The sequence below is a fragment of the Aeromicrobium sp. Leaf350 genome (assembly GCF_916858655.1).
Lineage (GTDB): Bacteria > Actinomycetota > Actinomycetes > Propionibacteriales > Nocardioidaceae > Aeromicrobium.
Genome location: NZ_CAKASL010000002.1, coordinates 377,157 through 388,379 on the forward strand (window position 1 = coordinate 377,157; position 11,223 = coordinate 388,379).

The 11,223-nt window shown below is 71.0% G+C and carries 10 protein-coding genes; 9 read left to right on the forward strand and 1 reads right to left on the reverse strand.

Going from position 1 to position 11,223, the window contains the following annotated elements:
- Positions 1-3 precede the first annotated feature (3 nt).
- Positions 4-297, forward strand: coding sequence for a YggT family protein (locus tag LO931_RS10765; protein ID WP_229053597.1), 294 nt, complete (start codon positions 4-6; stop codon positions 295-297).
- Between the two features lie 90 nt (positions 298-387).
- Positions 388-1,200: a DivIVA domain-containing protein gene (locus LO931_RS10770; RefSeq protein WP_229053598.1), complete on the forward strand. Its 813-nt coding sequence runs from the start codon at positions 388-390 to the stop codon at positions 1,198-1,200.
- Between the two features lie 69 nt (positions 1,201-1,269).
- Here the strand turns inward: LO931_RS10770 and ileS are convergent, their stop codons facing one another.
- Entirely contained in the window at positions 1,270-4,428 is a 3,159-nt protein-coding gene (gene ileS / locus LO931_RS10775; RefSeq protein ID WP_229053599.1) for an isoleucine--tRNA ligase, read from the reverse strand.
- Positions 4,429-4,511: 83 nt separating this feature from the next.
- On the opposite strand from ileS, the gene LO931_RS10780 reads away from it, so the two are divergent.
- The 7 genes from LO931_RS10780 (at position 4,512) to LO931_RS10810 (ending at position 11,095) form a co-directional block, all read left to right on the forward strand.
- Positions 4,512-4,913 carry a TraR/DksA family transcriptional regulator gene (locus tag LO931_RS10780; RefSeq protein ID WP_229053600.1) on the forward strand — a complete coding sequence of 134 codons (402 nt, stop codon included), beginning with the start codon at positions 4,512-4,514 and terminating at the stop codon, positions 4,911-4,913.
- Positions 4,886-5,524, forward strand: coding sequence for a signal peptidase II (lspA, locus tag LO931_RS10785; protein WP_229053601.1), 639 nt, complete (start codon positions 4,886-4,888; stop codon positions 5,522-5,524). The genes LO931_RS10780 and lspA overlap by 28 nt, the downstream gene beginning before the upstream one ends.
- Before the next feature lie 4 nt (positions 5,525-5,528).
- A complete protein-coding gene (locus LO931_RS10790; protein WP_229053602.1) occupies positions 5,529-6,455 on the forward strand; it encodes an RluA family pseudouridine synthase in 927 nt (308 codons plus the stop codon).
- A gap of 384 nt (positions 6,456-6,839) precedes the next feature.
- Complete coding sequence (locus LO931_RS10795; RefSeq protein WP_229053603.1) at positions 6,840-7,823, forward strand: ATP-binding cassette domain-containing protein; 984 nt, start codon at positions 6,840-6,842, stop codon at positions 7,821-7,823.
- A complete protein-coding gene (locus LO931_RS10800; protein ID WP_229053604.1) occupies positions 7,820-8,638 on the forward strand; it encodes an ABC transporter permease in 819 nt (272 codons plus the stop codon). The genes LO931_RS10795 and LO931_RS10800 overlap by 4 nt, the downstream gene beginning before the upstream one ends.
- Before the next feature lie 82 nt (positions 8,639-8,720).
- Complete coding sequence (locus LO931_RS10805) at positions 8,721-9,941, forward strand: pyridoxal phosphate-dependent aminotransferase (RefSeq protein WP_229053605.1); 1,221 nt, start codon at positions 8,721-8,723, stop codon at positions 9,939-9,941.
- A 50-nt stretch (positions 9,942-9,991) separates the two neighbouring features.
- Positions 9,992-11,095, forward strand: coding sequence for a hypothetical protein (locus LO931_RS10810; protein WP_229053606.1), 1,104 nt, complete (start codon positions 9,992-9,994; stop codon positions 11,093-11,095).
- Positions 11,096-11,223: the final 128 nt, after the last annotated feature.

Consider the following 11,223-nt stretch of genomic DNA (forward strand, 5'->3'; position numbering starts at 1 on the left):
CGTATGCCTGCCGGCGTCGCCGACATCGTCCTGCTGGTCCTCTGGATCGCGATCGTCCTGCTCCTGGCGCGATTCGTCATCGAGTGGATCCAGGTCTTCGCACGCAACTGGGCGCCCCGTGGCTGGGTCGCCGTCCTGTGCGAGGGCATCTACGTCGTGACCGATCCGCCCCTGCGGGCGATCCGTCGTGTCATCCCCCCGCTGCGGCTCGGACAGGTCGCTCTGGACCTGTCTCCGCTGATCCTGCTGATCGTCATCCAGATCCTCATCAGCGTGGTGCGCGCCACCACCGTCTGAGTCACCAGTGGGACGGGTGTGGCAGGAGTGGCCGACCCACGGGTAGCGTAGGATCGATCGAAAGTCTCAACCCGACCCTGAGGTGAACTGATGCCCCTGACTCCCGAGGACGTGCGCAACAAGCGCTTTACGCCCGTGCGCCTGCGCGAGGGCTACGACATGGGCGAGGTGGACCAGTTCCTCGACGAAGTCGAGTCCGAGCTGGAGCGCCTGACCGTGGAGAACGACGAGCTGCGAGCGAAGGTGGCCGCGGCGTCGACCGGCGAGCCCACGGGACTCATCCCGCAGGTCGCTCCGCCCGTGCACGAGCCGCCGGCGCCCGCCGTCACCGCGCCCCCCGTCATCCCCGAGCCCACGCCGGCTCCCGAGCCGGCTCCGGTCGCGGCCGAGCCGGTCGCCACGCGAGCACCGTCGGTCGCCGACGCGTCCTCGGCTGCGGCGCGCCTGCTCGAGATCGCCTCGACCAACGCCGACCAGCTGATGGAGGCGGCGAAGGAGGAGGCCGACCGCATCGTGGGCGAGGCCCGTGCCAAGGCCGAGCGCCTCGAGACCGAGTCGCGTGGCAAGGCCGACCGTCTCGAGACCGACGCCCGCATCCGCGCGCAGAAGCTCGACGACGAGACCAAGCAGCGTCGCGAGCAGGCCCTCGCCAGCATCGAGCGCGAGCGCTACGAGGCCCAGCGCGAGGTCGAGCACCTGCGTGCCTACGAGCGCGAGTACCGCGCCCGTCTGAAGAACTACTTCCAGACGCAGCTCGAGCAGCTCGCGTCGTCGGACAACACCCCCGAGGCCAACGCGGCCCCGGCCGCCAACGGCAACGGCGTGAGCTCGAACCCGAGCAGCGCCCCCGCCGAGCCGCAGCCGCGCCGCATGCGCTCGCTGCTGGGTGACGACGACGTCTGAGCCGCACCAGGGTTGAACGACGAAGGGCCCCGACCAGCACTCGCTGGTCGGGGCCCTTCGTCGTTGCTGCTAGGCCTTCGTCACGGCGAACGCCAGGTCGATCTCGTCCTCGGTGAAGGTCAGGCCCTCGGCGTCGTCACGGGTCACCTCGGTCGCCAGGACCTCCTCGGCGATCTCCGTGCCGTGCACGGCGAACGCGTCGGTGACAGCGTCCGAGCCGTTCCAGCGCAGCGTGATGCGGTCGGTGATGTCGAAGCCGGAGGACTTGCGGGCCTCCTGCACGGCGCGGATGACCTCGCGGGCCAGCCCGGCGCGGCGCAGGTCGTCGTCGAGCTCGAGGTCGAGCGCGACCGTCTCACCCTGGTCGTTGACGACCGACCAGCCCTCGCGAGGACGCTCCGAGATGATGACGTCGTCGAGGGTGATCTCGACGGTGTCGCCGTCGACCTCGACCGTCGCGGGGCCACCGGCCTGCAGCGTCGTCGCCAGCGCCGTCGGGTCGGCGGCGGCGATGGCCTCCGCGACGCGGGGCGTCTGCTTGGCGAAGCGCTTGCCCAGCGCGCGGAAGTTGCCCTTGACGGAGTGGTCGACCAGGGCGCCGCCGTCCTCGCCGAGCGCGTCGAGGCGGCCGATGTTGAGCTCCTCGCAGACCTGGGCGCGCAGGTCCTCGCCCAGCGCACGCCAGGCGGAGGACGCCACGAGCGCACGGCGCAGGGGCTGGCGGACCTTGGCCTTCGCCTCCGCCCGGGCCGCGCGTCCGAGCTCGGTGATGCGCCGGGCCAGGTGCACGCGGGCGTCGAGGCCCTCGACGACCAGGCTCGGGTCGGCGACCGGCCACGCCGCCAGGTGCACCGAGCTGGTCGCGGACGGGTCGACCGGCCGCACGACGTCCTGCCAGACGCGCTCGGTGATGAACGGGACGAGCGGGGCCATGAGACGGGTCAGGACGTCGATCGTCTCGTGCAGCGTCGCGAGCGCGGCGGGGTCGCCGGCCCAGAAGCGGCGCCGCGAGCGACGGACGTACCAGTTCGAGAGGTCGTCGACGAAGCGCGCGATGCGGGCGCCCGCCGACTGCGTGTCGAACTGCTCGAGGTCGGTCGTGACGTCGGCGGTCAGCACCTGCAGCTGCGAGAGCACCCACTGGTCGAGCACGTCGCGGTCGGCCGGGGCCGGCGCGTCCTGCCCCGGCGACCAGTCGGCCGCACGCGCGTAGAGCACGTGGAAGGCGACCGTGTTCCAGTACGTCAGGAGCACCTTGCGCACGATCTCGGTGAGGGTGACGTGGCCGATGCGGCGCGCCGACCACGGCGAGCCGGAGCACGCCATGAACCACCGCAGGGCATCGGCGCCGTGCTCGTCCATCAGCGGCATGGGCAGCAGGATGTTGCCGAGGTGCTTGCTCATCTTGCGGCCGTCCTCGGCCAGCAGGTGGCCCAGGCACACGACGTTCTCGTAGGACGACTTGTCGAACACGAGCGTGCCGACGGCCATCAGCGAGTAGAACCAGCCGCGGGTCTGGTCGATCGCCTCGCAGATGTACTGGGCCGGGTAGGCGCGCTCGAACTTCTCGACCGAGCCGGGGGCGTGGGGGTAGCCCCACTGGGCGAAGGGCATCGAGCCGGAGTCGAACCAGACGTCGATGACCTCGGGCACGCGGCGGTACGTGCCGGACTCGCCTTCGACCTCGAAGGTCACGTCGTCGATGTACGGGCGGTGCGGGTCGAGATCGGCCAGGTCGCGGCCGGTCAGCTCCGAGAGCTCGGCGAGCGACTGGACGCACACGACCTTCGACGGGTCGGCGTCGTTGCGCCAGATCGGCAGGGGAGTGCCCCAGAAGCGCGACCGCGACAGCGACCAGTCCATGTTGTTGTCGAGCCAGTCGCCGTAGCGGCCGTGCTTGATCGTCTCCGGGAACCAGGACGTGGCCTCGTTCTCGGCGAGCAGCTGGTCCTTGATCTGCGTCGTGCGGATGTACCAGGCCGGCAGCGCGTAGTACATGAGCGGCGTGTGGCAGCGCCAGCAGTGCGGGTACGAGTGCTCGTAGTCGAGCTTGGCGTGCAGCAGGCCACGCGACTTCAGGTCGGCGACCAGGGTGGCGTCGGCCTCCTTGAAGAACGCGCCACCCACGAGGGGCACGTCGGCCTGGAAGTGGCCGTCGGCCTCGATCGGGTTGACGACCGGCAGGCCGTACGCCTTACAGACCGCCATGTCCTCGGCGCCGAACGCGGGGGACTGGTGCACGAGGCCCGTGCCGTCGTCGGTCGTGACGTACTCGGCGAGCACGACGTAGTGCGCGTCGGGCACCTCGACGAGCTCGAAGGGACGCTGGTAGGTCCAGCGCTCCATGTCGCGGCCCGTGAAGGTCTCCTCGACGGTCCATCCCTCGCCGAGGGCGCTCGCCACGAGTCCCTCGAAGACGATCGCGCGATCGTCGCCGTTGCTGGCGACGGCGTAGGTGTAGTCGGGGTGCACCGCGACCGCCGTGTTGGACACGAGCGTCCACGGGGTGGTGGTCCAGACCAGCAGGTCGGTGCCGGCGTGCGGGCCGCTCGTGAGCGGGAAGCGCACGTAGACCGACGGGTCCACGATCGTCTCGTAGCCCTGCGCCAGCTCGTGGTCGGACAGCGTGGTGCCGCAGCGGGGGCAGTACGGGGCGACGCGGTGGTCCTCGACCAGCAGGCCCTTGTCCCAGATCTGGCGCAGCGCCCACCAGACGCTCTGCACGTACTCGGGGTCCATGGTCCGGTAGGGGTGGGCCATGTCGGTCCAGTAGCCCATGCGGTCGGTCATGTCCTCGAACTGGCCGACGTTGCGCAGCACGGCCTCGCGGCACTTCGCGTTGAACTCCGCGATGCCGTACGCCTCGATGTCGGGCTTGCCGTTGAAGCCCAGCTCCTTCTCGACCGCGATCTCGACCGGGAGGCCGTGGCAGTCCCAGCCGGCCTTGCGCTCGACCAGGTGCCCCTGCATCGTCTTGAAGCGCGGGAAGACGTCCTTGAAGACGCGGGCCTCGACGTGGTGCGTGCCCGGCACGCCGTTGGCGGTCGGGGGTCCCTCGTAGAACGTCCAGCGGGGCGCGTCGGCCCGCTCGGACAGGCTCGCGGCGAAGGTGCCCTGCTGCTCCCAGAGGTCGAGGATCTCGCGCTCCAGCCCCGGGAGGTCGATCTGTGCAGGAACCGCGCGATAGCGGGTGGCGGAACCGGTGTCGGGCGAGGCGGGAGAGGTCACACGCGCGATTCTACGGAGCGGTGCTCGGAGCCCGACGGGGAGCCGAGTTGCCAGGGTTGGCGCAGGCTTCTACTGTTCGGCGCATGCCGAAGACGACGCTCCTGGTCCGCAGCGACGAGGACCCCTGGTCCGATGCCGAGCTGGCCGAGGTCAAGACCGAGCTGGAGGCCGATCGCGATCGTCTGCGCGGCGAGCTCGAGCAGACCGCCCGCGACCTGCAGGACATCCTCGACGACGGGGTCGAGGGTGCGGGCAACGACCAGGCCGACGTCGGCTCGAAGGGCCTCGAGCGCGACGCCGAGATGTCCCTCGCGGCCAACCAGCGCGAGCTGCTCTACCAGACCGAGAAGGCGCTCGACCGCCTCGCCGACGGCACGTACGGCAAGTGCGAGTCCTGTGGCGAGCCGATCGGCAAGAACCGCCTGATGGCCTTCCCGCGCGCCACCTTGTGCATCCCGTGCAAGCAGCGCGAGGAGCGTCGCTGAGCACGGAGGCCCCCGGGGGCAGCGGTGCCGGCGCGAGAGGGTCGCACCGACGCCTGCTGATCGGCTTCGCCATCGGGGTCGTGGCCGCCTGGGCGATCGACCAGCTCACCAAGGTCTGGGCCGTCGCCCGGCTCGAGGACGGCGACCCGATCCGCCTGGTGCCCGACGTCCTGGAGCTGCGCTTCCTGCGCAACGGCGGAGCGGCGTTCGGTCTCGGCGACTCCATGACGATCGTGCTGACGCTCATCGCGATCGGCGTCGCGGTCATGGTCATCCGGCTCGCACCGCGTCTGCAGGACCGCGGGTGGACCGTCGCCCTCGGTCTGCTGCTCGCCGGAACCACGGGCAACCTGACCGACCGGCTCCTGCGCGAGCCCGAGCCGCTGCACGGGCACGTGGTCGACTTCATCGACTACGGCGGGCTCTTCGTCGGGAACGTCGCCGACATCTACCTGACCGTCGCGGCGGTGCTGATCCTGTGGCAGTCCTGGAAGGGCGTGGGCCTGGACGGGCTCACCGACACGCAGCGCGGCGCCAAGACCCTGCACCGGGCCTCGGACGACGATGCGGACACCGACGGTCCGAGCGTGGGCGATCATCGGGGAGAATGACCCCGTGAGCGAACACAGGGTGATCTCCGTCCCCGAGGGTCTCGAGGGAGAACGGGTCGACGTCGCCCTGGCGCGACTGCTCGGTCTGTCGCGCTCCCGCGCCGCCGAGCTGGTCGCCGACGGTCACGTCGTGCTCGACGGCTCGGCGCCCGCGAAGTCCGACCGCGTCTGGGAGGGCGCGATGCTGGAGGCCACGATCCCGACCGTCGCCCCGGTGCAGGTCGAGGCCATCCCGGTCGACGACCTGACGATCGTCTTCGAGGACGACGACCTCGTGGTGGTCGACAAGCCCGTCGGCGTCGCCGCCCACCCGGGTGTCGGCTGGACCGGTCCGACCGTGCTCGGCGCGCTCGCGGCCCGGGGCTACCGCATCTCGACCTCGGGCGCCCCCGAGCGTCAGGGGATCGTGCACCGGCTCGACGTCGGCACGAGCGGCCTCATGGCGGTCGCGAAGTCCGAGCACGCCTACACCGTGATGAAGCAGTACTTCCGCGACCGGGTGGTCGAGAAGACCTACCACGCGCTCGTGCAGGGCCACCCCGATCCGCACACCGGCACGATCGACGCCCCGATCGCCCGGCACCCCAAGCACGACTTCAAGTTCACGGTGCGGGCCGACGGCCGCCCGAGCATCACCCACTACGACACGCTCGAGGCGCACCGCTACGCCTCGCTGCTGACCGTCAAGCTCGAGACGGGTCGCACGCACCAGATCCGCGTGCACCTCAGCGCGCTCAAGCACCCGTGCGTCGGCGACCCGCTGTACGGCGCCGACCCCACGCTCGCCAAGAAGGTGGGCCTCGAGCGCCAGTGGCTGCACGCGGTCGGCCTCGGCTTTGTCCACCCCCGCACCGGCGAGCCCGTCGACCTGCTGTCGGACTATCCCGCCGACCTCCAGCACGCGCTCGACACCATCCGCGACCTGGACTGAGCGACTCGGCCGCGTCGGCTGACCGCGGTCGTCTGAACGCTCTGGTCGGATCCGACAAGCGGCAAGGACAGCGGCGGAGGGGTGACGTCGTGCCCGCGCGCTGCCGGGCGACGGAACTCGAGGGGTCGTGGTTGCTGTGGCAACCGCATTCCCTCGACTTTCGTCGTCGGAGGCGGGGAATGAGGCTTTTCGGTGGCTGGAGCTGCCGCAACGCATCATCGCCGGTCCGCCCCGCCGTGTGGTCCGTGGCCGCTTGTCGGATCCACGAGCAGCGGTCGGATCCCGGCCCCGCCTCGACCCCGACCCCGCCCCCGCCAACCGTGCTCCGCGGAATCCACCCCGAAACCGCAGGAAACTGTCCGCGCACTGCGGCAGTCTGTCCGTATGGCTGACATGATCCGCGCGACCGGACTGGTCAAGCGCTACAAGAACACCACCGCCCTGGCCGGGCTCGACCTCGTCGTGCCCGAGGGCACCGTGCTGGGCCTGCTGGGCCCGAACGGTGCGGGCAAGACCACGGCCGTGCGCATCCTCGCCACGTTGCTGAGGCCTGACGAGGGCTCTGCCGAGGTGGCGGGCATCGACGTCCTGGCCGACCCGATGGGAGTGCGGGCCCGCATCGGCCTGTCGGGCCAGTACGCGGCCGTCGACGAGCACCTGACCGGGTTCGAGAACCTGGAGATGGTCGGGCGGCTCTACGGGATGAGCCGGCAGAAGGCCTCGGCGCGGGCGCGTGACCTGCTCGACCGGTTCGCGCTCAGTGACGCCGGCGACCGCCCGTCCAAGACCTACTCCGGCGGCATGCGTCGGCGTCTCGACCTCGCGGGGGCGCTCGTCGCCGAGCCGCCCGTGCTGATCCTCGACGAGCCCACCACGGGCCTCGACCCGCGCAGCCGGCAGCAGATGTGGAGCGTCATCCGCGACCTCGTCTCCGACGGCACCACGCTGCTGCTCACCACGCAGTACCTCGAGGAGGCCGACCTCCTGGCCGACGACATCGTCGTGATCGACCAGGGCAAGGAGATCGCCCGGGGCACCGCCGACGAGCTGAAGTCGCACACCGGTGGCGAGCGCATCGAGGCCGTCGTGGCCGACGTGGCGAGGCTCGACGACGCCGCGCGGGCGCTCGCCGGTGTGGCCCACGGCGAGGTGCAGCGCGACGCCGCACGACGCTCCGTCACGGCCGCCGTCGAGGACGACGGTGCGGGCCGGCTGATGCAGGCGCTGCAGGCGCTCCGCGACGAGGGCGTCGAGCTGCTCGACGTCGGACTGCGGCGGCCGACCCTCGACGACGTGTTCCTGACCCTGACCGGACGTGCCGCCGAGGACGACGCGTCCGACTCCGAGACCGAGGAGGTCCGCTCATGAGCACCACCCGCACGAGCCCCCTGCGCGTCGCGACCGACGGCTGGGTCGTGGCCAAGCGCAACGTCATCAAGATCAAGCGGGTCCCCGAGATCCTGGTCTTCGTCCTGCTCTCGCCGATCATGTTCGTGCTGCTGTTCGCCTACGTGTTCGGCGGCGCGATCGACGCCGGCGCCGGGCTCGACTACAAGGAGTTCCTGATCGGTGGCATCTTCGCCCAGACGGTGGTGTTCGGTGCCACCTTCACCGGCGCGGGTCTGGCCGAGGACATGCAGAAGGGCATCATCGACCGCTTCCGGTCGCTGCCGATGTCGCGCTCGGCGGTCCTGGTCGGCCGCACCACCAGCGACATCATCTACAACGTGCTGTCGCTGGTCATCATGGCGCTGACCGGCCTGCTGGTCGGCTGGCGGGCGCGCGAGGGCGTGCTCGACACCCTGGCGGCGTTCGCGCTGCTGATCCTGTTCGCCTACGCGATCAGCTGGGTCATGGGCTACATCGGGCTGCTCGTGCCGAGCGTCGAGGTCATCAACAACGCCTCGTTCCTCGTCATCATGCCGCTGACCTTCGTGTCCAACGCCTTCGTGCCGCTGGAGTCCTTCCCGAACGGCCTGCGCACGGTCGTGGAGTGGAACCCGGTCTCGGCGGTCACCCAGGCGGTGCGCGAGCTCTTCGGCAACACCTCGGCCGCCGTGCCGGTGCCCGACGCGTGGTCGATGCAGAACCCCGTGCTCTACACGCTGATCTGGGTCGCCCTCATCCTGGTGGTCTTCGTGCCGCTGTCGGTGCGCCAGTACCGCATCGCCAGCAGCCGCTGAGGTCCCCGCAGGAGGCCACGGGTTCGCAGGTGGCCTCCTGCGCGGGCACGGGGAGCGGCGGGGGTGCTGCCACAATGGCGACATGAGTGTGGTGCGCCAGTCCGAGAAGCTGAGAGACGTCCTCTACGACATCCGGGGACCCGTCAGCGCCCGAGCCGCCCGGCTCGAGACCGAGGGGCACCGCATCCTCAAGCTCAACATCGGCAACCCGCAGCCGTTCGGCTTCGACGCGCCGGCCGAGATCCTGCAGGACGTCATCGCCGGGCTGCCGGGCTCGGCGGGCTACTCCGACTCCCGCGGCATCCAGTCCGCGCGTCGCGCCGTGGTGCACCACTACCAGCTCATCGAGGGCTTCCCCCCGCTCGACATCGACCAGGTGTGGATCGGCAACGGCGTCTCGGAGCTCATCCAGATTGCTCTGCAGGCGCTGCTCAACAACGGCGACGAGGTGCTGATCCCGGTCCCGGACTACCCGTTGTGGACCGCGGTCACGAACCTGGCCGGCGGAACCCCGGTGCACTACCGCTGCGACGAGGACAACGACTGGAACCCCGACCTCGACGACCTCGAGGCGAAGATCACCGACCGCACCCGCGCGATCGTCGTGATCAACCCGAACAACCCGACCGGCGCGGTCTACAGCCAGCAGACGCTCGAGCGCATGGTCGAGCTCGCCCGCAAGCACGACCTCGTGCTGATGGCCGACGAGATCTACGACAAGATCCTCTACGGCGACGCGGTGCACCACGCCCTGGCCACGCTCGCGCCCGACGTCCTGACGCTGACCTTCAACGGCCTGTCGAAGGCGTACCGCGTGTGCGGCTACCGGGCCGGGTGGCTCGCCGTGACCGGACCGCTGGAGCGCGCCCGCGACTACCTCGAGGGCATCACGCTGCTGGCCTCGATGCGGCTGTGTCCCAACGTGCCGGCGCAGAACGCGATCCAGGTGGCGCTCGGCGGCTACCAGTCGATCCGCGAGCTGATCCTGCCCGGCGGACGCCTGCTCGAGCAGCGCGACACCGCAGTGTCCGAGCTGCGCAAGATCCCGGGCGTCTCGGTCGTGGAGCCGCGCGGCGCGCTGTACGTCTTCCCGCGGCTGGACCCCGAGGTGCACCAGATCAAGGACGACCAGCAGTTCGCCCTCGACCTGCTGGAGTCGGAGAAGATCCTCATCACCCAGGGGACCGGGTTCAACTGGCCCGACCCCGACCACCTGCGCATCGTCACGCTGCCGTGGTCGCGCGACCTGGCCGAGGCCATCGGCCGGCTCGGCGAATTTCTGTCGACCTACCGACAGACCTGACACCCGAGCCCTACCATGGGCCAGGGGAGGGACGACCCGAGAAAGCACCCGTGAACCAGCCTGTGAACGCCGACGACCTGATCCTGCGACGCGCCTTGATGGCGTTGGACGAGCCGCAGGACACCGAGTCGCGCCTGCACGACACCGACCCGGGTCGCCATGCGGCCCCGGCGGACCTCGCGCGCACCCCCGCGCCCGCCCCGACCAACGGGGCACGACGGGCCGGTGAGCCCGTCGTCGACGGCGAGGTCGATCGCCTCCGCGCCGAGCTGGACGGCATGCGCCGGGCCGAGACCGACCTGCACGCCCAGCTCGCGCGGGTGCGCGGCGAGGCGGCCGACCTCCGCTCACGTCTCGACGAGCGCGACGGCGACCTGCAGCGTGCCCAGACCGCGATGGTCGACGGCGGTGCGGCCGTCGACAGCGTCCAGCGCCTCCTCGACGAGCGGGAGTCGCTCCTGGTCGACCGCGACGCCCAGATCCGTGCGCTCCGGGCCGAGCTGGACACCCAGCAGGCCGGCGCCACGGCGGGCTCCCACGAGCTCGAGGACCTCCGCGTCCGACTGGCCGACCGCGAGCGTCGGCTCGCCGACCAGCAGGAGCAGATCGAGGACCTCCGCGCCCGGCTCGGCGACCGTGAGCGGCGGATGGCCGAGCAGCAGACCGTGCTCGCCGAGCTGCGCTCGGGCGACACCGACCGCGAGGCCGTCGTGGCCGAGCTCCGCGCCGACCTCGCCCGCCGTGCCGAGGTCGTCAGCACCCTGCGCACCGAGGTGCAGCAGCGCGACACCCGCATCTCCGAGCTCATCGCGCAGGCCGGCCGGGCCGACCAGGTCACGGCCGACCTGACCCGCTCGCGCGACACGATCGCCGACCTCGAGTCGCGGGTCGGCGTGCTGCTGCGGACGCTGTCCGACCGCGAGGACGACCTCACCGACGCCACCCGCCGACTCCGCGAGGTGGACGACCTGCGGGCCCAGCTCGCCACGCGCGACGTCCAGATCCACACCGTCGAGCGGCACCTCTCGGAGTCCGAGCGCCGCAGCTCGGCCGAGATCGCCGAGCTGCAGAACCTGCTGCTCGCCACGGAGGAGCGGCACGCGGCCGAGGTCGCCGCCGTCGTGGCCGACTTCGAGGCGATGCGTCGGGCATGAACGCCCGGTCGGCGCCCGCCGCAGGCGTGGCGCCCGCATCCCGTCAGTGGCCTCGACTAGGCTGACACCCTTGCCGTGAGCCCCGCCGCGACCACCGTCGCGCGCCAGTGTCGAGGAGGCCGTCCACG

Coding starts and splice junctions, on each gene's coding strand:
- LO931_RS10765 (WP_229053597.1), top strand. CDS start 4: ATGCCTGCCGGCGTCGCCGACATCGTCCTGCTGGTCCTCTGGATCGCG.
- LO931_RS10770 (WP_229053598.1), top strand. CDS start 388: ATGCCCCTGACTCCCGAGGACGTGCGCAACAAGCGCTTTACGCCCGTG.
- LO931_RS10780 (WP_229053600.1), top strand. CDS start 4,512: ATGCCGAAGACGACGCTCCTGGTCCGCAGCGACGAGGACCCCTGGTCC.
- LO931_RS10795 (WP_229053603.1), top strand. CDS start 6,840: ATGGCTGACATGATCCGCGCGACCGGACTGGTCAAGCGCTACAAGAAC.
- LO931_RS10800 (WP_229053604.1), top strand. CDS start 7,820: ATGAGCACCACCCGCACGAGCCCCCTGCGCGTCGCGACCGACGGCTGG.
- LO931_RS10805 (WP_229053605.1), top strand. CDS start 8,721: ATGAGTGTGGTGCGCCAGTCCGAGAAGCTGAGAGACGTCCTCTACGAC.